Source organism: Caenispirillum salinarum AK4 (assembly GCF_000315795.1).
In the GTDB taxonomy this organism is placed as follows: domain Bacteria; phylum Pseudomonadota; class Alphaproteobacteria; order Rhodospirillales; family Rhodospirillaceae; genus Caenispirillum; species Caenispirillum salinarum.
Genome location: NZ_ANHY01000003.1, coordinates 322,424 through 345,971, shown reverse-complemented (window position 1 = coordinate 345,971; position 23,548 = coordinate 322,424). Strand labels below are relative to the sequence as shown.

The following is a 23,548-nucleotide window of genomic DNA, read 5'->3' as shown; positions in this document are numbered from 1 at the left end:
GGCGGCGGGAGTCACTTATGCGCGTCGATGATTGAAATCATCGACGCTGCGCTCAAGCGGCACGCAGCCTCACGCGCCACGAGGCGCGACGGCCGGTCGGCCTTGCCGGGCGACAAGTTTACGTTTTTCATGTGTCGCCCGGTATCATTCCACCGCCTCGGCCAGGGCGTCGGGCAGGGCGGTGTAGGCGGGCAGGACCTCGCCGTTCACGATCAGCGTCGGCGTGCCGGAGATGCCGTATTCCTGCTGTCCTTCCTGCTTGACCTGCTGGATGGTGTTGAACAGGCCCTCGTTGTTCAGGCAGGCCTCAAGCCCCTCGGCCGACAGACCGGCAAGGCGGGCATAGCCCTGGATGGCCTTCAGCGGCTCCTGGCTGCGGGTCCAGTTCTCCTGGCCGGCGAACAGGGTCTCCAGAAAGGGGAAGTAGTTCTGCTCGGGTACGCAGCGCGCGACCAGCGCGGCAGCGGCGGCCAGCGGGTCGAGGGGGAAGTCGCGGAAGACCAGCTTCGCCTTGCCGGTCTCGATGTACTTCTCCTTCACCTCGGGCAGCACGTCGGCGTGGAAGTTGGCGCAGTGGCCGCAGGTCAGCGAGGAATATTCAAGAATGGTCACCGGCGCGTCGGGATCGCCCATGACGCGCTCCTGGTACTCCTTGGTGGCAAGGTCGGACTGGGCGGCGGCCGGACCGGCCAGTACCAGGATGAAGGCGGCGAACAGGAACGCGATGCGGTTCACGGAGGTCTCCTCTGTGCGGCTTGGACTGCGGCGGTGGGAAACGACGCCGGCCGATGCCGGCGGACCTACCACCGACGGACAGCCTGCCGCGCCACTGTGGCGCATCTTAGGCGAGGCGACGGTGGGGCGGCAAGCGGCGGGATTCTTTATGAACCACCAAGACACCAAGAAAGCGCGCGAAGGCGCGCCATCCACTTTCCGGCAGCCGACGGCACCCGGCTTCAAGTTATGATGAACACGTAAACGGGGGAGCGCGAGGGAGCCCGTAACTCCCTCGCATACATATTCCGGCGCAGCCGGAAAGCCTTGGTGCCTTGGTGTCTTGGTGGTTCTACCTCTTCCCCGCCTTCCCCCGCCGCGTCATCGCCTCCCCCAGGCCGGAGAGGGCCGTCTTGAGTTTCGGGTTGTCGATGTCCTTCAGTTTTACGTCCAACGCCCTGCGATCTTCCTCGGCCAGCGGGGGCGGGTCGCCGGGGCGCTTGGGGCGGGGCGGCAGGGGCCGCTGGTGGATGCGCACATCCGCGATGGCCGGATAGCCGTAGTACCCGTTGATGCGCTGCATGATCTGCGGCTTCAGGTGAACCAGTTGCGCCGCCAGTGCGCCGTTGGGCACCCGCAGGTGCAGCACCCCGCCCGTCCGGCTGCCTTTCGGGAAGACGATGCGTTCCGGTGCCGACTCGCGCGCCAGCATGGAGCCGCCGACGATGCTTTCCCAGTGAAAGGCGATGTCCCCCTCGCCCAACCCGCGCTTGCCCAGCAGGGGGCGCATGAGCTTCATGCCCACCTGGTCGAGGCTGACGGCGCCGTTGCGCCGGTCGTCCGAGGGCCGGATGCCCCAGCCGCCGGCCTTGGGTTTGCGCTTCGCCGGCTCTTTCTTCCCGCTGTCGTCCATGGCACCGTACGCCGCTTCTCATTCCTGCGAGACTTAGACCCGATCCATGCCGCCGTCCAGAGCCTCCGCCGACGCCCTGCTCTCCTGGTACGACCGCCACGCCCGCCGCCTGCCCTGGCGCACGCCGCCGGGCGGGCCGGCGCCGGACCCCTACGCCGTCTGGCTGTCGGAGGTGATGCTGCAACAGACCACCGTTGCCGCCGTCATTCCCTATTACGAACGGTTCCTGAGCCGCTGGCCGACAGTGAGCGACCTGGCCGCCGCGCCGCAGGACGACGTGCTGACGGAATGGGCGGGCCTCGGCTACTACGCCCGCGCCCGCAACCTGCACAAGTGCGCCAAGGTGGTGGCCGACGAGCATGGCGGCGTCTTCCCGGATACGGAAGACGGCTTGCGCGCGCTGCCCGGCATCGGCGCCTACACTGCCGCCGCCGTCGCCGCCATCGCCTTCGGGCAGCCGGCGACGGTGGTGGACGGCAACGTGGAGCGGGTGATGGCGCGTCTCTTCGCCGTCACCGAACCCCTGCCCGACAGCAAGGCGGACCTGAAACGGCTCGCTGCGACGCTGACGCCGCGAAAGCGGGCCGGCGACTATGCCCAGGCCGTCATGGACCTGGGGGCGACGGTCTGCACGCCGCGCTCGCCGTCGTGCCTCGGCTGTCCGTGGCAGGAGCCTTGCGCGGCGCAGAGCGAGGGCATCCAGGATCAGTTGCCGAAGAAACGCCGCAAGACCGCCAAGCCGGTGCGCCGGGGCGTCGCCTTCTGGGTGATCGACGGCACCGGCCGGGCGCTGTTGCGCAAGCGGCCCGATTCGGGGCTGCTGGGCGGCATGACGGAGGTCCCCTCCACCCCCTGGCAGGAGGACGCGACCTGGACGCCCGACGCCGCCCTGCCCCACGCCCCCGTCACCGTGGAAGGCTGGCGGCCGCTGCCGGGGCTGGTGCGCCACACCTTCACCCATTTTCATCTGGAGCTTGCCGTGCTGACGGCGGCCCTGTCGCATCCGGGGCCGGAGGATGCGGGACGATGGGTGGACGTGGCCGACATGGGCGGGGAAGCCCTGCCGACGCTCATGCGCAAGGTCGTCAAACACGCGCTGCAAGCGGCTCTCGACCCTCATCACTAAAATTCCCGGAAAAACCGTGCAGAATTGATGCGGCGCAGCGTCGTTTCCCCCTAAAGGAGAGGGCCGGCCGGTGGTATCATCGGGGCATGAAGGACGATCGGTTTCATGTCGTCCACCGTCCAAGGGAGGTTCCGTCATGCTGACCCTTCAGGACTGCATCGCCTTGAGCGACCTGACCCCCGAGGAACTGATGGTCATCGCCCATCACGAGCACCTGCCCGACATCGTCGCGGTAGAGAAGGGTTACGCCTTCCTCCAGAAGGAATGGGGCAACCCGGCCCTGCGGCAGATGATGCTCGACGAAGTCTCCGCCGCCCTGCGCGACGGCCGCAAGCAGGCGGCACTGGAGCTTCTGGCCCAGTTGCGGGACTGCTGCGAGAAACATCCCGGCGGCCGCGACCGCCGCCTTCAGCACCGCGAGCACTGACCATCCCGATCCCCGCCCTGCCACCACCAACCCGCGCGCGCCCGCCCACCCGGCGGGCGTTGTCGCGTCCGGGGGGTGGGATCGGCGGCGGTGCGGTGCTATAAGGCGGCCAACCCGGACGCGCCGGATGCGCGTACCTCCACCAGAGACACCCGATCACGGACGGCGCGACAATGACCACGCACCCCGAGTTTCCCAACCTGCACGTTCTCGACCACCCGCTGATCCAGCACAAGCTGACGCACATGCGGGACAAGACGACCTCGACGCGCACCTTCCGCACCCTGCTGCGCGAAATCTCGCTGCTCATGGGCTACGAGATCACCCGCAACCTGCCGCTGGAGACCCGGCGCATCGACACGCCCATGGTGGCCATGGACGCGCCCGTCATCCAGGGCAAGAAAGTCGCCATCGTGCCGATCCTGCGGGCCGGCAACGGCATGGCAGACGGATTGATGGAGCTGATGCCCGGTGCGCGCGTCGGCCACATCGGCCTGGTGCGCGATCCCGTCACCCACACGCCCAGCGAATACCTGGTCAAGCTGCCGGAAGCCGGCGGCCGCACCTTCATCCTGGTCGACCCCATGCTGGCGACGGGCCACTCGGCGGTGCACGCGGTCGACGTACTGAACCGCCACGGCGTCACAGACGACCAGATCCTGTTCGAGGCCCTGGTGGCAGCACCCGAAGGCATGCGCACCTTCAACGAGAAGCACCCGAATGTGCAGGTCTACGTCGCCTCGCTGGACGAGCGCCTGGACGACCACGCCTACATCGTTCCCGGCCTCGGCGACGCCGGCGACCGCCTGTTTGGCACTAAATAAGACTTCAGGCGCCACTGGGGCTCACGCGGCTGACCGGCGCGCGGCCCCACTGTGTGCTTCGCACACGCCTACGGCTCCGGGACCCCGTTCGCCCATTTCCAGTCGAAATGGGCTCTGGTTCTTCATTTTTGAGGGGGAACAGGCATGAGCGCGGACATCTACCCGCACCTCAAGGCGTCCTGCGCCGATGCGTGGGAGGCCTACATCCACCACGCCTTCTGCCGGCAGCTGGCCAACGGCTCGCTGCCGGAGGACTGCTTCAGGCACTACCTGACGCAGGACTACCTGTTCCTCATCCACTTCAGCCGCGCCTGGGCGCTGGCCGTCGCCAAGGCAGAGCACCTGGACGAGATGCGCCACGCGGTCACCGTCACCGACGCGCTGCTCAACCATGAAATGGCGCTGCACGTGAAGTACTGCGCCGAATGGGGCCTGACGGAAGACCAGATGGCCGAGGTGGCTGAAGACCCCGCCAACATCGCCTACACCCGTTACGTGCTGGATCGCGGCCACTCGGGCGACCTGCTGGACCTGCTGGTGGCGCTCGCCCCCTGCGTCATCGGCTATGCGGAGATCGGCGCCTGGATGGTCAAGCACCCCGACACCAGGATCGAGGGCAACCCCTACCGCGCCTGGATCGAGATGTACTCCGACGCCGAATACCAGGAGGTCGCGGCCGGCGCGCGCGGGCTGATCGAAAAGGTCGCCGAACGCCGCATCGGGGCGGAACCCATCGCCAGCGGGCGCTGGAACACCCTGCGCCAGACCTTCGAAACCGCCACACGCCTGGAAATCGGCTTCTGGGACATGGGCCTCGCGCCGGCGCGCGGCTGATCCCGCCTCTCCCTTCCACCACAGACGGACCTTCCGACATGACCGGTGCCGCCACCCCCGAGGATCACTGGCGCGGAGCCGTGGTCTACCAGGTCTACCCGCGTTCGTTCCGCGACGGGTCGGGGGACGGCATCGGCGACCTGCCGGGCATCATCGAGAAGCTGCCCTACATCGCCTCGCTCGGCGTCGACGCGGTCTGGATATCGCCCTTCTTCGCCTCCCCCATGCACGATTTCGGCTACGACGTCAGCGACTACCGCGCCGTGGAACCCATGTTCGGCACGCTGGCCGATGCCGACCGGCTGGTGGCGGAGGCGCACCGGCTTGGGCTGAAGGTCCTCATCGACTTCGTGCTGGCGCATACCAGCGACGAGCACCCGTGGTTCAAGGACAGCCGCGTCTCGCGCGAGGGCGCCCACGCCGACTGGTACATCTGGGCCGATCCCAAGCCCGACGGCAGCCCGCCCAACAACTGGCTGTCGGTCTTCGGCGGCGGTGCCTGGGGGTGGGAGCCGCGGCGGCGGCAGTACTACCTGCACCATTTCCTCAGCACCCAGCCCAAGCTGAACCTGCGGCACGAGCCGGTGGTCAACGCGCTGGAGGAGATCGCCGCGTGGTGGCTGGACCGGGGCGTGGACGGCTTCCGCCTGGACGCCGTCGATTTCATGGTCAGCGACCCGGCCATGCCCGACAACCCGCCGCACCCGACGCGCCGCATCGCGCTGCGCCCCTACAACATGCAGCTGCACGAGAACGACCTCGCCCACCCCGAAACGGTGGACGTGCTCATGCGCCTGCGTCGGGTGATGGACGACTACCCCGACACCTTCGCCATCGCGGAAGTCGGCAGCGAGCCCGCGAAGATGACCCCACTGGAGCGCGCCGAGTACTACACCGCGCAAACCCACGATCCACGCATCCACATGGCCTACACGCTCGGCCTGATGAAGGGGCCCGGCACGGCGACGGCGATTCGAGACGCCATCGAGCACGTGGAGACGCACATCAATTCCGGCTGGCTGTGCTGGGCGTTCTCCAACCATGACGTCGAGCGCGTGGTCAGCCGCTGGGGCGACGGGTCGCCGGCGTCTGCCAAGCTGTTCAACGCCCTGCTGCTTTCCTTGCGCGGAGCGGTCTGCGTCTACCAGGGCGAGGAACTGGGCCTGACGGAGGCCGAGGTGCCGCAGGACCGCCTGCGCGACCCATACGGCATCACCTACTATCCGCACTTCAAGGGCCGCGACGGCAGCCGCACGCCCATGCCCTGGACCGCCGAGCCCCCCGCCGGCGGCTTCAGCGACTCGGGCGAGGCGGACCTCTGGCTGCCGCTGCCGCCGGAGCACCTGGAGCGCTGCGTCGCCCGGCAGGAAGCCGATCCCGAGTCCGTCCTGGCCCACTGGCGGCGGTTCATCGACTGGCGCCGCACGCAGGACCCGCTGCGCTTCGGCGCGCTGACCATGCTGCCCGCCGGGGACCCGGTGCTCGCCTTCGAGAGGGAGCACGACGGCGCCCGACTCGTCTGCGCGTTCAACCTTGGCGCGGAGCCGGCGACGGTCGCCGTGCCTGCCGGCTCCACGGCCGCGGAAGGCCACGGCTGGACCGCCACGGCCCCGGACGCGGACGGCGTCGTGCGGCTGGATGGCTGGGGCGCCTGGTTCGGCACGCGCTGACATTTCCGCACAGGCGGATGGCCCCAAGGGCGCGGACGTATTACAGTTCAGGGTGCCGAAGGGGTAAGGGCTGGTATTATGCCGAGTGGGGAGGATCGCCGTGGGCCAAAGGACCGTCATCCGCACGCGCCGCCGCCGCCGTTGGAAGACGGCGGTGCCGCGACGGGCGGCGGCGGGGCTGGTGATCCTGGCCCTGGCGGTGCTTTTTCCGCCGCGCGCCGACGCCCGCGACCTGGTGGTACAGAGCGCCTTCCCGTCGGGGATGGCCGCCTTCTCGGAAAGTGAAAGGCGCATCTCCGAGGGCGTCGAGTCGCTTACTGGCGGCAGCCTGACCCTCCGCTTTGTGGGGGCCGGTGGCATCGTCGAACCGCAGCACCTGCTGGAAGCCGTGCGCGAGGGCGCCGTTCCCGTCGGCTTCGACTGGATGGGCTATCACGCCGATCGCGTTCCCCTTGGCGGGCTTGTCGGCTCCATGCCGTTCGGCCCCACGCCCCGCGAGTTGTCGGGCTGGCTATATGCCGGCGGCGGCCTTTCCCTGCTTGAAAGGGGTTACGCACGCCTGGGCATCGTCGTCCTGCCGTGCGACATGCTCCCCTCCGCCGCCGGCGGGTGGTTCAAGACCGAGATCCGGTCGGTGGAGGACTTCAAGGGCCTGCGCATCAGGATCGCAGGCCTCGGCGCAGAGGTTCTGGAGCGCCTGGGCAGCGAATCCTCGCAGGAACCTGTGGCCCAGATCTACAACGCGCTGGAGGAAGGCCGCCTCGACGCGGTGGAATTCGCAGCCCCCCTGGTCGACCAGAGCTTCGGCTTCCATCATTTCACGAAGTACTATTATTTTCCCGGCTGGCATCAGCCGGCGAGCCTGAACATCCTGCTGGTCAATCGCGACGTCTGGGACAGCCTGAAGGAAGGCGAGCGGGCCGCCCTGCGCAAGACCTGCCGCGAGAATGTCCTGCTCGGGCTGGCTGAAGGCGTTGCGCGACAAACAGAGGCTGTGGACGCCGCCGTCGCGCGGGGCATAGAGGTGCGCCGTTTTCCCGACCCCGTCCTGGCCCGCCTCCGTGCCGTATCCCGCGAGGTGGTGGCAGAAGCCGCCTCCCGTGATCCACTTGCAGCCGACGCGCTGGCATCTCTCAGCGAATACGTCGAGCAGGCGCGCCGCTGGAGCGCCCTGCAGGCGTTGCCACGCTAGACGCGGGAGCCGGTACGATGTCGCGGACCGCACGCTACTTCCGCCGCACCGGCCGCCAGCCCGGCTCCTTTCTGGTCATCGGGCTGGCGCTGACGCTGTTGATCTGGCTGATGGGCGCCGGCTTCGCCTGGCATTCCCGCGCAACAGAGGAAGATCGCGCCCGCGACATGGCTCGCGGCGTCGCCGAAACGCTGGCGTTCAACGCCGCCGCCACCCTGGGAAACATCGACGCCGCCCTGCGCGAACTCTCGCAGGAATTCGGCGACAACTGGTCGCGCTACACCTTCGAGCGTTTCCGCGCCACGGCCCTGCTGCGCACGGGCCTCAGCGGCGTGCCCGCGGTGCGGGATGCGATCGTGCTGGACGCCCAGGGCGACGTCCTGCACCGCCACGACCGGCCGGAACCGGTGGACATGGCGCTCGCCGAGTGGACAGCCTTCGCCGCGCACGCCGCGGAAACCGACGACATCCTGCGCCTGTCGCTGCGGCCTGGGGCGGACGAGCCGCTCACGGCCAGCCGACGCATCACCGGCCCGGACGGGCGGTTCATGGGCGTGGTGCTGATGACGCTCGACCGCGCCGTCCTGCAGCGCGAAATGCATGCGGGGCGGCTGTGGGACGGCGCGGTAGTCGGTCTGCACGCGGCCGACGGTGCGGTGCTTGCGCAGACGTCCGATGTCTTGCCCCCGGACGCGCGCATGCCCGAGACCATCGCCCAGGCGCTGACGGGCGCCCAGGGTCCCGGCTCCGCCGCGCTCGACGGGTCGGACGCCAGCGACGGCAGCGACCACATCGTCGCCTTCGACCGCGTCGGCACCCTGCCGCTCGCCGTCGGCATCGCCGTTCCCAAGGCCGAGGCGCTGGCCCGGTGGCGCGAGGATACCACCCGCTACTTCCTCCTGCTGGTGACGCTGACCATTGTGCTGGTGGTGACGGGCCTGTCGCTGCGCCGGGCCGTGCGCGCGCTGTCAGAGAACCAGCGCAAGGTGATCGAGAACGAGCGCCGCTTCCGCTCCATCTTCAGCAACGCCGGCGCCGGCATCGCCCTGGTGGACGACCACGGCAAGGTGGCCGAGATCAACGAGGAATTCGCCCGCATCCTTCACCGCGACCGCGGCGACCTCATCGGCCGCGACCTGCTGGAGCTGAGCCACCCGGACGACCTGGAAAGCAGCGCCGAGCAGGCGTGGACCGTGCGCCGGGGCGAGGCGCTGTCGGCACAGTACGAAAAGCGCTTCCTGCTGCCCGGCGGTGGAACGGTCTGGGTCGAAGTGACCCTCAGCCCGCAGCTGGACGTGGCCAGCCGCGACCTGGCGCCCGTCCGGCCGCGCGGCAGCGTCGTGGTGGCGCGCGACATCACGTCCCGCCGGGCGGCGCGGGAGGTGATCCAGGAAAAGACCCGGGCGCTGGAGCGCTCCAACGTGGAACTGGAGGAATTCGCCTACGTCGCCTCCCACGACCTGCAGGAACCGCTGCGCACGGTGGCGAGCTACCTGCAACTCCTTCAGCGGCGCCACGGAGACAAGCTGGACGGCGACGCGCGCGACTACATCCGCTATGCGGTCGACGGCGCGCACCGCATGTCCGGGCTCATCCAGGACCTGTTGCAGTATTCCCGCGTCGGCCGCATGGGGCGTCCGCTGGCGCCACTGCCGCTGGAGCGCCCGCTGACGTCGGCGGTGCACGGGCTGGCAAGCGCCATCGCCGAGAACGCGGCGACCGTGTCGCTGCCCGACGACCCGCCGGTGATCCTGGGCGACGAGCCCGAAGTCACGCGCCTGTTCCAGAACATGATCGGCAACGCGATCAAATACCGGCACCCCGACCGGCCGCCCGAAGTGCACGTCACCTTCGCCGAGGACGACGGCGAATGGGTCATCGCGGTCGCCGACAACGGTATCGGCATCGAGCGCCGCTACTTCGAAAAGGTCTTCAAGATCTTCCAGCGCCTGCACGGCCGCGACGAGTACGACGGGACGGGCGTCGGGCTGTCCATCTGCAAGAAGATCGCCGAACGCCACGGCGGCCGCATCTGGGTCACCAGCACGCCCGGCGAAGGCTCGGTGTTCCGTGTCGCCCTGCCAAAACTGACGGCGGACACGGCGCAGGACCGGCGGGACGCGGCTGTCGCGTGACAAGCGCCCGTCGCTGCAGCCTCAGCGCATCCACATGTCGGCGCCCATGGCGTTGCGGGCCACCTGCACGTCGGCCGGATCGGCATAGCTGGAGTCCACGACGCGGGCAAAGAATTCGTCGCGGCAGGTGATTGCGTCCGCGCCCGCCGCCGCCCAGCACTCCAGCGCCTCCTCGGCGGGGCGGAGAGCGCGGGCGGGCGTGCCGTTCTGCTTCAGCGACTCCAGCAGGTCGCGGGCGTCGGCCAGTTCGCCCAGCCACTCCTGGGGCAGCGTCTCCTGGGGCGAGGCGGCCGACGCGGGCGCCGAAAGGCCGATGACAGCAGTCACGGCGGCGGCGGCGAAAGTCGTGGCGAGGCGGATCATGATTTCCTCCTGATCATCCGTGCCTGGTCCATTACAAAAACAATGGCCGAGGACTTGGGCAGGAGGCAGGACGAAACCGTGTCAATTGTCGGGCATCTTGAGCGTCTGTCAGCCGAGAGCCCGCTCCACGTCGCGGATCAGGTCGCCGGCATCCTCCAGCCCCACCGACAGGCGCAGCAGGCCCGGCGTCAGGCCCTGGGCCGCCTTCTCCTCGTCCGGCAGAGAGGCATGGGTGGTGGTGGCGGGATGACAGGCGAGGCTTTTTGCGTCGCCCAGGTTGTTGCTGATGTCGATCAGCCTGAGCGCGTTGAGGAAGGCAAACGCCGCGTCCTTGCCGCCCTCCAGCTCCACGGCGACGATGCTGCCGCCGGCCTTCATCTGGCGCATGGCGGTGTCGTGCTGCGGATGGCTGGCAAGGCCGGGGTACAACACCCGCGCCACGCCCATGCCCACCCGCGTCTCCAGGAAGCGCGCCAGGTCCAGCGCGTTGGCGCAGTGGCGGTCGACCCGCAGGTCCAGCGTCTCCAGCCCCTTCGCCAGAACCCAGGCGTTGAAGGGGCTCAGGCACGGGCCCGTGTGGCGCAGGAACAGGGCCAGCCGGTCGGTAAACCATTCCTCGTCGTCAGTCAGCACCGCGCCGCCCAGACATCGGCCCTGGCCGTCGATGTGCTTGGTTGCGGAGTAGATCACCACGTCGGCGCCCAGCGTCAGGGGCCGCTGCAGGATGGGCGTGGCGAAGACGTTGTCGACCATCACCTTGGCGCCGGCGGCGTGCGCCAGGTCGCAGACGCGGGGAAGGTCGATGATCTCCAGCGTCGGGTTGGACGGCGTCTCGATGAACACCGCCGTGGTCGGCTTGGACAGCGCGCCCTCCCACGCCGCGAGGTCGGGGCCATGGACGAATTCCACCTCGACGCCCCAGGTGGGCAGGATCTCCGCGATGATGTGGCGGCACGAGCCGAACAGGGCGCGGCTGGCGACCACGCGGTCGCCCGCCTGCACCGTGCAGGCCAGTGCGGCGAAGACCGCCGCCATGCCCGACGATGTGGCACGGCAGTATTTCGCCCCCTCCACCAGGGCCAGGCGGGTCTCGAACACCTCGATGGTGGGGTTGCGGAAGCGGGAGTAGACGTACCGGTCGGCCTCGCCGTTGAAGCTGGCCTCTGCTTCCTCCGCCGAGCCGTAGACGAAGCCGGAGTTCAGGTACAGCGCTTCCGACGTCTCACTGAAGGCCGAGCGCGTCATTCCGCCGCGCACCATGCGCGTGCGGGGCGCCCAATCGTCGGCCGAAGGCGCGGCGGGCAGATCGATGGCGGGAAAGCGCGGGGTGGCGTCGTCGGCCATGGCGGGGGTGCCTCCTGAAACACAAAAAAGCCCCGACCGGTTTGCGTGGCGGTCAGGGCTGCGTCTCGGCGGCCTCGACCTTTTAGCGGTTTGTTTTACGTGGCCGCAAGCCGGTCGCCCAAATCACCACGTCCACTTTCCGTAACGGAAACCGGGACCTGCGTCAACCGCTCGCTTGACGACCCTGTGCGGACGCCCCACATGCGGGCGCCTGACCCGGCGTTGCGTGTTGCCGTTGGGTTCCCCGCGCTGTACCCTGCGCCGCACTCTGTGAAGCGGGCGCCGGACCACCTTCGGCGCGGGAGACGGGAGCGAGAAGACGGTGAAGTACGTGAGCACCCGGGGCGAGGCTCCGGCTCTTTCCTTCGACGACGTGCTGCTGACGGGCCTGGCCCGCGACGGCGGGCTGTACGTGCCCGAGTCCTGGCCGCACTTCTCCTCCGACGAAATCCGCGCCCTTCGCGGCCTGTCCTACCCGGACCTGGCGGTCGCCGTCATGCGCCCCTTCGTGGAAGGCTGCCTGACGGACGAGGAACTGACCGACCTCGCCACCCGCTCCTACGCGCCGTTCGAGCACAAGGCGATCGCGCCGCTGAAACAGCTCGGCCCCGACCGCTGGATGATGGAGCTGTTCCACGGCCCCACGCTGGCCTTCAAGGACTATGCGCTGCAGTTCGTCGGAAACGCCTTCGAGCATGTGCTGAAGAAGCACGGCAAGCGCATCACCATCGTCGGCGCCACCTCGGGCGACACGGGCTCGGCGGCCATCGAGGCGACGCGCGACCGCGACAACATCGACATCTTCATCCTGCACCCCAAGGGCCGCGTGTCCGAGGTGCAGCGACGCCAGATGACGACGGTGACCTCGGCCAACGTCCACAACGTCGCCCTGGAAGGCACCTTCGACGACTGCCAGGATACGGTGAAGGCCCTGTTCGCCGATAGCGCCTTCCGCGACGAGATGGGGCTGAGTGCGGTCAACAGCATCAACTGGGCGCGCATCATGGCCCAGGTAGTCTACTATTTCTGGGCCGGGCTGGCCCTGGGCGCGCCGGATCGCGCCGTGTCCTTCGCCGTGCCGACGGGCAACTTCGGCAACGTATTTGCCGGCTACGTCGCCCGCCGCATGGGCCTGCCGGTTGAGAAGTTCGTGGTGGGGTCCAACCGCAACGACATTCTGACGCGGTTCTTCGAGACCGGGTCCATGACCATGGAAGGCGTGGTGCCGACCATCAGCCCATCCATGGACATCCAGGTGTCGTCCAACTTCGAGCGCCTGCTGTTCGACGCCACCGAGCGCGACGGCCAGGCCGTGAAGAACCTGATGAGCGGCTTCCGCCAGTCGGGCAGTTTCACCCTGGACGACGAGCCGCTTGCGGAAATCCGCAACCTGTTCTCGGGCCTGCGCCTGGACGACGAGCAGACGTCGAAGGTCATCGCCGACACCTACCGGCAGACCGGCGAGTTGGTGGACCCGCATTCGGCCATCGCGCTCGCGGCGGCGGACGCGCAGGGCCTGCCTGCCGGCGTGCCGGTGGTGGCGCTGGCGACCGCGCACCCCGCCAAGTTCCCCGACGCGGTGGAAGCGGCCAGCGGCATCCGCCCCGGCCTGCCTGAGCGCCTGGCCGACCTGCTGGAGCGGCCGGAGCGGTTCGACGTGGTGGAGAATGACGTCGCAGCCGTGCGCACCCATATCAAGAAGACCCTGCTGGTTTCCTGACAGCTTCACGAGGACCCTGAATGAGCATTGCCGTCACCACCCTGCCCAACGGCCTTCGCGTCTGCACCGACCGCGTGGACACCGTGGAGACCGTCAGCCTGGGTGCCTGGGTGGACGTCGGAACCCGCCACGAACCGGCGGAGATCAACGGCATCTCCCACCTTCTGGAGCACATGGCCTTCAAGGGGACGGAGACGCGCTCGGCCATCCGCATCGCCGAGGAGATCGAGGCCGTCGGCGGCATGCTGAACGCCTACACCAGCCGCGAGCACACGGCCTATTACGCCAAGGTGCTGAAGGACGACACGGAACTGGCGACGGACATCATCGCCGACATCCTCCAGAACTCTACCTTCGACGCCGAGGAACTGGCACGCGAACAGGCCGTGGTGGTGCAGGAGATCAACCAGGCCGAGGACACGCCCGACGACATCATCTTCGACCACTGGCAGGCCGCCGCCTATCCGGGGCAGGCGCTGGGGCGGCCCGTGCTGGGGACGGAAGAGATCGTGCGGTCCATGACCCGCGACACCCTGTTCGACTTCATGCGCGACCGCTACACCGCGCCGCACACGGTGCTGACGGCCTCGGGCAACATCGAGCACGACGCCTTCGTCGAGATGGTGGAACGGCGCTTCGGCGCCCTGCCCGCCCACTCCGGCCGCACGGAAGAGGACGCCACCTACGTCGGCGGCGAATTCCGCGAGGACCGCGACCTGGAGCAGGTGCACGTGGTGCTGGGCTTCGACGGCGTGAAGTACGACGATCCCGACGTCTATGCCATCCAGGTGCTCAGCCAGTTGATGGGCGGCGGCATGTCGTCGCGGCTGTTCCAGGAAATCCGCGAGAAGCGCGGGCTTGTCTACGCCATCTACAGCTTTGCGTGGTCGTTCCGCGACTCCGGCCTGTTCGGCATCTACGCCGGCACCGGCGAGGACGAGGTCGCGGAACTGGTGCCGGTCATGGCCGACGAACTGCTGAAAGCGGGCCGCGCCATCACCGCCGACGAACTGGCCCGCGCCCGCGCCCAGATCAAGGCGGGGCTGTTGATGGGCATGGAAAGCACCACCAACCGCTGCGAACAGCTGGCCCGCCAGATGCTGGCCTACGGCCGCCCCATCTCCATGGAGGAAATGGTGGAGAAGGTGGAAGCGGTGACGGTCGACGACATGACCCGCCTGGCCCGCCGCCTGGTGGAAACGCCCATGACGCTGGCCTCGCTGGGCCCGCTGGACCGGATGGAAACGCTGGACAAGGTGCGCGGCCGGCTGGCGGCTTGAGGGAGCCTCGCCCGCATGCAGAGCTATGGGAAGGGCGGCCGCCACCGACAGCTGAATGCGACACCTGCCCTCTGTGTTCGCCGGCTCCAATGGCAGGCGCCTGTGGGCTTACACGCAGTACCGGTTAGCCCGTCCTGCTGATGCAGATCGCGCCGTAGGGATTCGCAATCTTCTTCAAGAGGGCCCGAGTTGCAGTGGCCCGAGCGCCTTAGGCCGGGCTACGCATGCCCCGCCGTATCGCTCAGGCGGCTCATGTCGATGCCCATGAGCTTCATGGCCGTGTTCCACTTGGCCTCGTTGTCCTCTCCGAACAGAAGCTTTTCGTCCGGCGGGCAGATCAGCCAGGCGTTTTCCTTCAGTTCCTCGTCCAGCTGGCCCGAGCCCCAGCCGGCATAGCCCAGGACCATCAGGCGGCGGCGCGGGCCGCTGCCCTTGGCGATGTCCTTCAGCACGTCCGCCGTGGCGGTCAGCGAGATGTTGCTGTCCACCGGCAGCGTACCCTCGTCGCGGTAGTCGGCCGTATGCAGCACGAATCCGCGCGCCGCCTCCACCGGACCGCCGAAGTGGACACGGATGGACTGGGTGCCCACGCCCGGCTCGATGTCCATCTGCTCCAGGATATCGTCGAAGGAAAGCTGGTCGATGGTGCGGTTGACCACCAGACCCATGGCCCCTTCCGACGTGTGGGCGCAGACGTACACGACGGTGCGGCTGAAGTTGGTGTCCTGCATGGCCGGCATCGCCACCAGGCATTTGCCGACAAGATATCCGGACTCGGAAAGCGTCTTGGTCATGACACACCACTTATGCCGAACGGGCGCGCGGAGCAAGGTCGGCGAGGCCGTTTCCGCACTTCCATGCCCTGATAGTCTATCACGAGGGCGCGAGGGCCTCACCACCCCATCGGAATCGGCTTGTCCTTCCAGGGGGGCAAGCCATATCCTGGTCCAGTCCGTTTTGCCGCTTCCGGAACAAGAGGGGTCCGCCGTCCCGTGTCCGCCGTCCTGGTCCATCCCGTCCGCCTGCTGTCGCTCCTGCTGCTCGCCCTGCTGGCGGTCCTGACCGCCGCGCCGGCGACGGCGCAGTGGGCGGAGCTGAGTTCCTCCGCCTGGGTTGAAACGCCCGAGGCGGACATCCGGCTGATTTCCAAGGTGGGCGCAACGGGCGGGCGCGAGGAGATCACGCTCGGCCTGCACTTCGACCTGAAGGACGACTGGAAGGTCTACTGGCGCGACGCCGGCGACGCCGGTTACCCGCCCGAGATCGACTGGAGCGGGTCGGAAAACATCGCGGCGACGGAAATGCGCTACCCGGCCCCGCACCGGTTCAGCGTGCTGGGCATCCAGTCCGCCGGCTACAAGGACGAGGTGATCTACCCCATCACGGTGCGCCTCGCAGAGCCCGGCAAGCCGGTGACGGCCAGGGCCGCCCTCGACTATCTCATCTGTTCCGACATCTGCGTGCCCGGCTCGGCAGAGCTGACGCTCGCCGTCGCCGGCGGCCCCGGCGGCCCCAGCCAGTTCGCCCACGCCATTGAAAGCTGGGAGGCCCGCGTGCCCGGCGACGGCGCGGGCCACGGCCTGTCGCTGGCCGAGGCAGTGGTGGAGACCGGCGGCGAGCAGGCCGTGCTGCGCGCCATCGTCACCGCCGATCCGCCGCTCTCCGGCGACCCGGACATCTTCGTCGAGGGCCCGGAGGATCTGCGGGTCGGCCCGCCCGAGGTGACGCTGAAGGACGGCGGGGCCACCGCCATCCTGCGCGCACCCATCCGCGAGGGCGGCCTGCCCGATGCCGAGCCCGTCAGCCTGACCATCGTCCAGGGCGACCGCGGCATGACGGTGCCCGCCACGCCGCAGCCGGTGGCACCGGAGGGCATCGACTGGACGGTGTTCGCCACCATGCTCGGCCTCGCGCTGGTCGGCGGGCTGATCCTCAACGTCATGCCCTGCGTGCTGCCGGTTCTCAGCCTGAAGGTCATGGGCGTCGCCCAGCTGGGCGGGGCGGAGCGGCGCACGGTGCGCCTGTCGTTCCTGGCGGCGGCGGCGGGCATCGTCGCCACCTTCCTGGTGCTCGCGGGCTTGGCCGCCGGTCTCAAGGGCCTGGGCGTGGCGGTGGGCTGGGGCATCCAGTTCCAGCAGCCGCTGTTCCTCATCGCCATGGTCGTGCTGCTGAGCCTGTTCGCCGCCAACCTGTTCGGCTTTTTCGAGGTCCGCCTGCCCGGCGCCGTCTCCGACATGAGCGCCGGCCACGGCAAACCGCACTCCCTGGCCGGGCACTTCGGCTCCGGCGTTTTCGCCACCCTGCTGGCGACGCCCTGCACGGCGCCGTTCCTGGGAACCGCCGTCGGTTTCGCGCTGGCCGCCGGGCCGCTGGAGATCGTCGCCGTCTTCGCCGCGCTGGGGCTCGGCATGGCCGCGCCCTACCTGACGCTTGCCGCCGCTCCCGGATTCGCCCGCAGGCTGCCCAGGCCCGGTCGCTGGATGCTGACGGTGAAGAAGGTGCTGGGCGTGGCGCTGGCCGCCACCGCCGCCTGGCTGATCTGGGTGCTGTCGGCGCAGATCGGCGATGCCGGTGCGCTGGTGGTCGCGGCCCTGATGATCGCCGCCGTCGCCGTGCTGGGCGCCAAGGCCCTGCTCAAGCGGCCGCGCGGCGTGGTGGCCTCGTCGCTGGTGGCGGGGCTGGCCGCCGCCGCCTTCGCCGCACCCTATTACGCGCCGGTGGAGATGGCCGCGCCGGGCAAGGCCGCCGCCACCGACTGGCAGCCCTTCGACCGAGCGGCCATTCCCGATCTGGTCGCGGCCGGCAACATCGTGTTCGTCGACGTTACCGCCGACTGGTGTGTCACCTGCCTTGTGAACAAGGAAGCCGTGATCGAGCGCGGGGCGGTGGCCGAGGCGCTGAAACAGGCGGGCGTGGTGCCCATGCAGGCGGACTGGACAAACCCGGACGACACCATCTCGCGCTACCTGAACAGCTTCGGGCGCTACGGCATCCCCTTCAACGCGGTCTACGGCCCCGGGGTGCCCGAAGGCATCCCCCTGCCCGAGCTGCTGACCGAAGGCGCGGTGATGGAGGCGCTGGACAAGGCCCGCGCACCCGCCAGCGGCTGACGCTTGAACCCGATGCCGCCGCCGACCATGTAGGGGTCCCATTCCTTTTCACGGACAGGATTTCCCCACATGACCATTTCCGTCGGCGACAGCCTTCCCGCCATGGACCTGAAGCTCGGCGGTCCCGAGGGACCCGAGCCGGTGAACACCGGCGACCTGTTCAAGGGCCGCACCGTCGCCCTGTTCAGCGTGCCGGGCGCCTTCACGCCCACCTGCTCGGCCCGCCACCTGCCGGGCTTCGTGGAGAAGGCCGAAGAGCTGAAGGCCAAGGGGGTCGACGAGATCGTGTGCCTCGCCGTCAACGACCCCTTCGTCATGACGGCCTGGGCCGACTCCAACCACGCCACGGGCAAAATCACCATGCTGGCCGACGGCAACGGCGATTTCACCCGCGCCCTCGGCCTCACACAGGACGCCAAGGCCAATGCCATGGGCGAGCGCGGCCAGCGGTTCGCCCTGATCGCCCGGGACGGCAAGGTGACCGAGCTGTTCGTCGAGGAACCGAAGCAGTTCAACGTCTCCAGCGCCGACAACGTCCTGGCGCACCTCTAGGCTGAGCGCGAGGGGCCTCCCGTCCGTTGAACGGACAGGAGAGCCGTGCACGGAAGAGGGAGGCCCCATGCGACGCCTGATCGCCCCCGCCGCCGCCTGCGCCCTCGCGCTTGGGATGGCGGCCTGCGAGAACACCATTGAGGACGATTTCGGCGCCCGCCCGGGCGCCAACTACGACACCGAGTTCGGCGTTCCGGCGCCGACCCCCGTCCCGGACGAGCCGGACGTGCTGGATCAGGATTCGCCGGATTACGAGCCGTTGGCCCTGCCGGAGGGTGATCGCTGAGGTTGCCAAGGACGCGCGGCCGGGATACTCCGGTGGCACCACGACGGAAGGAGTTCCCGATGCTGCTGCGACCCTTGATCCTGGCCGGTGCGATGCTCAGCGCCCTGTCGGCCTGCACGCTCTATGATCCGCAGGGCCGGCCGCCGCCGGGAGCCGGGTTCGATACCGAAAGCGGCTTCGGCGCCTCGGCGCGCGGCGGCTACGTGGTGCCCAGCGTGCGCGACACCGACTCGCGCCTGTTCAGCGGCTTCGGCGGCGAGGCGGCGCCGGCGGAAAACCTGTCGCCGATCCAGCGCGCCGCCCTGGCCGACGGCTGCCGCACCCTGTTCGAGGGCGACGCCCAGGCGGTCAGCGAATGCAAGGCCGGGCAGCTTGGCCGCGAGGAAGCCCTGGCCGAGGGCTGCCGCCAGCGCTACGCCACCAATGCCGAAGCGATGCGCGCCTGCATGCCGTAAGGGACGCAGGAACGGAAAGGGGCGCTCTCCTCGTGGAAAGCGCCCCTTTTGTTCACGCCCCAGCGCGGATTACCGCGCGTAGGGATTCTTCGGCTTGCGGAAGTGCATGCGGATCGGCACACCGTCCATGCCGAAGTCGTCGCGCAGGCCGTTGACCAGATACCGCACGTAGCTTTCCGGCAGGTCCTCGGGCAGCGAGCACGAGACCGCGAAGGTCGGGGGCCGCGCCTTGGCCTGGGTCATGTAGCGCAGCTTGATGCGGCGCTTGGTCTTGCCCAGCGGCGGCGGATGCTGCGACAGCGTGTACTCCAGCCAGCGGTTCAGGGCTGCCGTGGAGATGCGCGTGTTCCACACCTTGTGAATGTCCAGAACCGCCTGCATCAGGCGGTCCAGCCCGTTGCCCTTCAGCGCCGACAGGGTGATGAAGGGAATGCCGCGCACCTGCGGCAGGCTGGTTTGCAGACGGTCGCGCATGCGCTGCATGGTCGCGCCCTTGTCCTCGGCGGCGTCCCACTTGTTGATGCCGATGACCAGCGCGCGGCCTTCCTCCACCACCATGCGGGCGATGGTCAGGTCCTGCTTGTCCATGACCATGTTGGCGTCCAGCATCAGGATCACCACCTCGGCCATGCGGATGTTGTTGAGCGTTTCCGACACCGACAGCCGCTCCAGGCTGTCGGAGATGCGCGCCTTGCGCCTCATGCCGGCCGTGTCGATGAGGCGCAGCTTGCGGTCGCGGAAGGTCCAGTCGACGGCGATGGAATCGCGCGTCACCCCCGCTTCCGGTCCCGTCAGCAGCCGTTCCTCGCCGATGAGCGCGTTGACCAGGGTCGACTTGCCCGTGTTGGGCCGCCCGACGATGGCCAGCCGCAACGGCTTTTCGGTGTCCTCCTCCGTGGTGACGGCCGGCGCGTCCGGGTCCTCGTCGGCGGCCAGCGTCTCGTCGTCCGAAAGGTCGACGGCGTCGAACACGTCCTCGTCCATTTCCGCCGCCGCGGCCTCGTCATGGGCGGCGGTGCGGGCGAAGGGCTGCAGGGCCTCGAACAGGTCGCCCATGCCGGTGCCGTGCTCGGCGGACACACCGATGGGCTCGCCCAGGCCCAGGGAATAGGCCTCAAGCAACCCGGGCTCCCCGGCCTTGCCCTCGCACTTGTTGGCGACCACCAGCACCGGCGTCGACTGCTTGCGCAGGACGTTGGCGAAGTGTTCGTCGGCGGGCGTCAGGCCGACCCGCGCGTCGATCAGCAGCAGGCAGACGTCCGCCTGGTCCAGCGCGCCCAGCGTCATGGCCGACATGCGGCCGGCCAGGCTTTCCGGATCGGCCTCTTCCAGGCCGGCGGTGTCGATGACGCGGAACTCAAGCCCGGCCAGCTGCGCGCGGCCTTCCTTGCGGTCGCGCGTCACCCCCGGAAAGTCGTGCACGATGGCCTCGCGCCGGCCGACCAGGCGATTGAACAGGGTACTCTTGCCGACGTTGGGTCGGCCGATGATGGCGACGGTAAAACTCATTGTCCTTCAACGCGCTTTTCGCGCGGTCAGCGGTACGCCACCAGGTCGGCGTCATTGGTCAGGAAGATCAGCGTGTCCTGGGCCACGATGGGGGCGAGGGTGATGCCGTCCGGCAGGTCGGTGCGGCCGAGCACCTTGCCCGTATAGGGGCTGACGCTCATGGCCTCGCCGTGGCTGCCGGCGATGATCAGCCGGTCCGACGCCAGCACGGGGCCGGACCACAGGATGCGGCCGGTGCGGTCGTCGGGGTCTTCCCACCGCGGCAGGGGCGTGACCCACAGCACGCGGCCGGTGCGGGCGTCGACGGCGGCCAGATCGGCATCCAGGCTCAGGGCGTAGAGCACGCCGCCGGCGGCCCAGGGCTGCTCGATGCCGGCCAGGGGGATATCCCACACGCGCTGGCCGGTGCGCATGTCGATGGCGGTCATCAGGCCGGAGGCGCTGACGACGTAGACCCGGCCCGAATCGATGACCGGACGGGCGTTGATGTCGGCCAGGTTGGCCGTGGCGTCGACCGGGCGCGGGGCCACGATGCTGTCCGACCACAGCGGCCGTCCGGTGTGCACCGTCAGCGCCATCAGCTCGCCCGAGCGCATGGGCGCGACCACCGTCCCGGCATCCACCGCCGGCGCGGCGCCGCCCAGAAGGCCGGTCGCTTCGGCGACGCCCGGCTGGCTCCAAAGGGTGCGGCCGTCCGAGGCCGCCAGGGCCAGAACGGTGTTGTCGATGGTCACCACGAAGACGCGGCCGCCGTCGACGGTCGGCGCGGCGCGCATGGGCGCGCTGACCGTGGTGCGCCAGGCTTCCGCCCCGGTGCCGGCGTCCAGCGCCACCACCTGCGCCAGGCCGGTGGCGGCGAAGATGCGGCCGTTGGCATAGGCGAGGCCCGCGCCCAGCAGGGTGTTGGTGTCTTCGTCCTCGGGCAGCAGGTCGGTTTCCCACACCTCCCGTCCGGTGGCCAGGTCGAAGGCCGTCACCCGGGCTTCGGTGTCGATGGTGTAGACGCGGTCCTCGGCGACGATGGGCTGGGCGAGCAGGCGGTCGCGCGAGCCCGCACCTTCGCCGATGTCGGCCCGCCAGACGCGCTGCGGGTTGTCGGCCAGCGTCATGTGCTGCATGGCGTGATGCGCCAGGCCGCCCGCCTGGGGCCACGCCTGGGCCGGCTCGGGCGGCGGCAGGACGATCTGCGGCGCGCCGCCGTCGGCCTGCGCCTCAAGCCCGGTCTGCATTTCCAGAACGCTGATGCGCTTGCCGGGCAGCGGCGGGTCCTCGGATTCGCCGAACCACGTCTCGCCGCCGCAGGCCGACAGCAGCGGCAGGGTGACGGCGGCCACGGCGAGCGCCCGCACGGAGAAGGAAACGCGACGCATCATGATCAGCCCTCCGTGCCGGCGTCATCGCCGGTCGTCGGCGCGCCGCCCAGGCTGGTGAGCATGGCCCCGGCGCGGCCGCGCAGGGCCTGCGGCGCGGCGGCCGAATCGACGATGCGGGCGTACAGGTCGCGGGCGCGGTCCTCGTCGCCCTGGCGCAGGGACAGCAGCGCCGTCAGTTCCATGGCCGAGAACCGGAACGCGTCCTCCTCGTCCATCAGCGGCTGCAGTTCGGCGATCAGCGCGTCGGGATTCTCGACGCCGCCCTCCATGGCGTGCAGCACGGCGAGCACCGTGGCAAGGTCCCGGAAGGCCGGGTCGACGGCGCTGTTGCCGGCGATGCCGCGGTAGGCCTCGACGGCCGCCGCCGCGTCGCCCTGCTCGGCCGCCAGCGCGGCGCCGCGCAGGGCCGCCACGGCGCCGTAGCCGGTGGAGGCGTCGTCGGCCAGGTCCTCCAGCCGCGACAGGGCGGCCTGCGTGTCGCCCTGCTCCAGCAGGGTCACCGCGGCCTGGTAGCGGGCGGCCTCGTCCTCGCGCACATTGGTCTGCCAGGCCTGCCAGCCCTGGTAGCCGGCGACCGACAGCACGATGGCGAGCGCGGCCGCAATGACCACGCCGCCGTACTTTTTCCACAGCGACGCCATTTGCTCATGGCGAAGGTCTTCATCCACTTCCCGGAACAAAGCGTCCTGGGCGGCATCTTCGCGACGGTCGGCCACGCGTAGCTCCTAACGACCCTTCAAAAAATCGAGCGCCAAACATAAGGTGTCGCGAAGGCTAAGGCAATCGCCGCGCCCATCGGGCGGCCTTCAGCACTCCTTAACGTCCATGCGCCATACTGCGGGCGTGGAATCGACCCTGCCCGAGCGCATGACTGGGGGATATCGAACGTGTCGCGCACCCGCCTGCCCTGGGCGCCCGTATTGGCCGCCGCCTGCACCGCCGCCGCGCTGTCGGCCTGCTCCGACGGCGGCGTTCTGCTGGCCGGGGCCGGCACGGCCAGCCTCATCAACACCGACAAGACACTGGTCGACCACGTCGCGTCCATGGGCCCGCAGGACTGCTCGACCGTGCGCCTCAGCCTTGGAGACGTCTGGTGCCTGCCCGACGACGAGGGACTGGTCGCCCCCCTGCCGGCGCAGACCAAGTACTGCTACCGCACGCTCGGCAACGTCACCTGCTATGCCCAGCCCAGCCCGAACCCGCACGATACGCTTGTGGGAATCGTGGTGCCCCGCACGCGGGGGCTGAACGACCAGTAGACCGGGCGGACACCGCCTTTTCCACCCGGCCGGACCGGCATTCCATCCTTGCTCCGTCGGCGTGAAGCGTGAACAATAGATGACGTTCACGCGGACCCGAGGGAGGCACGGCAGACCCCCATGTCAAAGGTCATCCGGCTCGCGGACCGCAGACGGCGCGGCAGCCCCGTGTACTTCACGCGCACGGAACTGAACGCCCTGCTGGCCCTGTACAGCCGCCACGTCGCCAAGGGCGAATGGCGGGATTATGCCATCGGGCACGAGCCCGGCATGGCCCGGTTCACGGTTCATCGCCACACCCACGAACGACCAGCCTTCACTTTCGTGAAGCTGGCCCCGCGCTCGGCCAACGCCAAGCCGGATTTCCTGCTCTACGACTCCGACCGCAAGATCCGACAGAGCACCAGCCTGCTGGAGGTGCTGTCGATCTTCGACAAGAAGGTCAAGCTGCTGTCGACGTGA

Annotated in this window: 23 protein-coding genes and 1 riboswitch; of the genes, 15 read left to right on the top strand and 8 right to left on the bottom strand. The window is 69.1% G+C overall.

All coding sequences use genetic code 11. The annotated features are described in order from the left end of the window. Positions 1-144: 144 nt before the first annotated feature. Positions 145-735: a thioredoxin domain-containing protein gene (locus tag C882_RS03080; protein WP_009539078.1), complete on the bottom strand. Its 591-nt coding sequence runs from the start codon at positions 733-735 to the stop codon at positions 145-147. 331 nt (positions 736-1,066) lie between these two features. Further along, on the bottom strand, positions 1,067-1,627 hold the full coding sequence (locus C882_RS22885; RefSeq protein ID WP_009539077.1) for a DUF721 domain-containing protein: 561 nt from the start codon (positions 1,625-1,627) through the stop codon (positions 1,067-1,069). Between the two features lie 46 nt (positions 1,628-1,673). Here C882_RS22885 and mutY point away from each other — a divergent pair, with 46 nt between their 5' ends. From mutY to C882_RS22880, 7 genes are all read left to right on the top strand, one after another. Next, positions 1,674-2,753: an A/G-specific adenine glycosylase gene (mutY, locus tag C882_RS03070; RefSeq protein WP_009539076.1), complete on the top strand. Its 1,080-nt coding sequence runs from the start codon at positions 1,674-1,676 to the stop codon at positions 2,751-2,753. Between the two features lie 136 nt (positions 2,754-2,889). Then, a complete protein-coding gene (locus tag C882_RS03065; protein WP_009539075.1) occupies positions 2,890-3,180 on the top strand; it encodes a hypothetical protein in 291 nt (96 codons plus the stop codon). Between the two features lie 173 nt (positions 3,181-3,353). After that, positions 3,354-4,004 (top strand): uracil phosphoribosyltransferase, encoded by a 651-nt coding sequence (gene upp / locus C882_RS03060; protein ID WP_009539074.1) that lies wholly within the window; start codon positions 3,354-3,356, stop codon positions 4,002-4,004. A 144-nt stretch (positions 4,005-4,148) separates the two neighbouring features. Beyond that, complete coding sequence (gene tenA, locus C882_RS03055) at positions 4,149-4,838, top strand: thiaminase II (RefSeq protein WP_009539073.1); 690 nt, start codon at positions 4,149-4,151, stop codon at positions 4,836-4,838. A gap of 38 nt (positions 4,839-4,876) precedes the next feature. Further along, on the top strand, positions 4,877-6,508 hold the full coding sequence (locus C882_RS03050) for an alpha-glucosidase (RefSeq protein ID WP_009539072.1): 1,632 nt from the start codon (positions 4,877-4,879) through the stop codon (positions 6,506-6,508). A 100-nt stretch (positions 6,509-6,608) separates the two neighbouring features. Beyond that, complete coding sequence (locus tag C882_RS03045; RefSeq protein ID WP_009539071.1) at positions 6,609-7,700, top strand: TRAP transporter substrate-binding protein; 1,092 nt, start codon at positions 6,609-6,611, stop codon at positions 7,698-7,700. A 17-nt stretch (positions 7,701-7,717) separates the two neighbouring features. After that, the gene (locus C882_RS22880; protein WP_009539070.1) at positions 7,718-9,835 is read left to right on the top strand and encodes an ATP-binding protein; all 2,118 of its coding nucleotides are present in this window, start codon (positions 7,718-7,720) and stop codon (positions 9,833-9,835) included. A 21-nt stretch (positions 9,836-9,856) separates the two neighbouring features. Here C882_RS22880 and C882_RS03035 read toward each other — a convergent pair whose 3' ends face one another. After that, entirely contained in the window at positions 9,857-10,198 is a 342-nt protein-coding gene (locus tag C882_RS03035) for a hypothetical protein (protein WP_009539069.1), read from the bottom strand. 108 nt (positions 10,199-10,306) lie between these two features. Continuing rightward, a complete protein-coding gene (gene metZ, locus C882_RS03030) occupies positions 10,307-11,542 on the bottom strand; it encodes an O-succinylhomoserine sulfhydrylase (RefSeq protein WP_009539068.1) in 1,236 nt (411 codons plus the stop codon). Positions 11,543-11,604: 62 nt separating this feature from the next. Further along, positions 11,605-11,682, bottom strand: a riboswitch (SAM riboswitch). Between the two features lie 182 nt (positions 11,683-11,864). On the opposite strand from metZ, the gene thrC reads away from it, so the two are divergent. Beyond that, positions 11,865-13,262: a threonine synthase gene (gene thrC, locus C882_RS03025; RefSeq protein ID WP_009539067.1), complete on the top strand. Its 1,398-nt coding sequence runs from the start codon at positions 11,865-11,867 to the stop codon at positions 13,260-13,262. A 20-nt stretch (positions 13,263-13,282) separates the two neighbouring features. Then, the gene (locus C882_RS03020; protein ID WP_009539066.1) at positions 13,283-14,542 is read left to right on the top strand and encodes a M16 family metallopeptidase; all 1,260 of its coding nucleotides are present in this window, start codon (positions 13,283-13,285) and stop codon (positions 14,540-14,542) included. A 218-nt stretch (positions 14,543-14,760) separates the two neighbouring features. Here the strand turns inward: C882_RS03020 and C882_RS03015 are convergent, their stop codons facing one another. Continuing rightward, positions 14,761-15,336, bottom strand: coding sequence for a YqgE/AlgH family protein (locus tag C882_RS03015; protein ID WP_009539064.1), 576 nt, complete (start codon positions 15,334-15,336; stop codon positions 14,761-14,763). A gap of 198 nt (positions 15,337-15,534) precedes the next feature. Between C882_RS03015 and C882_RS03010 the strand changes: the two genes are divergently transcribed. The 4 genes from C882_RS03010 to C882_RS02995 all read left to right on the top strand — a co-directional run bounded on the left by C882_RS03010 (position 15,535) and on the right by C882_RS02995 (position 18,945). Continuing rightward, on the top strand, positions 15,535-17,652 hold the full coding sequence (locus tag C882_RS03010; protein WP_009539063.1) for a protein-disulfide reductase DsbD family protein: 2,118 nt from the start codon (positions 15,535-15,537) through the stop codon (positions 17,650-17,652). A 69-nt stretch (positions 17,653-17,721) separates the two neighbouring features. Further along, positions 17,722-18,204, top strand: a complete 483-nt coding sequence (locus C882_RS03005; RefSeq protein WP_009539062.1) for a peroxiredoxin — start codon at positions 17,722-17,724, stop codon at positions 18,202-18,204. A gap of 67 nt (positions 18,205-18,271) precedes the next feature. Then, positions 18,272-18,490 carry a hypothetical protein gene (locus tag C882_RS03000; protein ID WP_009539061.1) on the top strand — a complete coding sequence of 73 codons (219 nt, stop codon included), beginning with the start codon at positions 18,272-18,274 and terminating at the stop codon, positions 18,488-18,490. Between the two features lie 59 nt (positions 18,491-18,549). After that, positions 18,550-18,945 (top strand): hypothetical protein, encoded by a 396-nt coding sequence (locus C882_RS02995; RefSeq protein WP_009539060.1) that lies wholly within the window; start codon positions 18,550-18,552, stop codon positions 18,943-18,945. A gap of 69 nt (positions 18,946-19,014) precedes the next feature. Here C882_RS02995 and der read toward each other — a convergent pair whose 3' ends face one another. Genes der through C882_RS02980 form a run of 3 tightly spaced genes read right to left on the bottom strand, consistent with a single transcriptional unit; the run spans position 19,015 to position 22,543 of the window. Continuing rightward, positions 19,015-20,454, bottom strand: coding sequence for a ribosome biogenesis GTPase Der (gene der, locus C882_RS02990; protein WP_009539059.1), 1,440 nt, complete (start codon positions 20,452-20,454; stop codon positions 19,015-19,017). A 26-nt stretch (positions 20,455-20,480) separates the two neighbouring features. After that, positions 20,481-21,827: an outer membrane protein assembly factor BamB family protein gene (locus tag C882_RS02985; RefSeq protein WP_009539058.1), complete on the bottom strand. Its 1,347-nt coding sequence runs from the start codon at positions 21,825-21,827 to the stop codon at positions 20,481-20,483. Between the two features lie 2 nt (positions 21,828-21,829). Beyond that, positions 21,830-22,543, bottom strand: a complete 714-nt coding sequence (locus C882_RS02980) for a tetratricopeptide repeat protein (protein WP_009539057.1) — start codon at positions 22,541-22,543, stop codon at positions 21,830-21,832. A 171-nt stretch (positions 22,544-22,714) separates the two neighbouring features. Between C882_RS02980 and C882_RS02975 the strand changes: the two genes are divergently transcribed. Both C882_RS02975 and C882_RS02970 read left to right on the top strand, forming a co-directional pair. Beyond that, on the top strand, positions 22,715-23,086 hold the full coding sequence (locus C882_RS02975) for a hypothetical protein (RefSeq protein ID WP_009539056.1): 372 nt from the start codon (positions 22,715-22,717) through the stop codon (positions 23,084-23,086). Positions 23,087-23,206: 120 nt separating this feature from the next. Then, positions 23,207-23,548, top strand: a complete 342-nt coding sequence (locus C882_RS02970) for a DUF2794 domain-containing protein (RefSeq protein ID WP_043643141.1) — start codon at positions 23,207-23,209, stop codon at positions 23,546-23,548.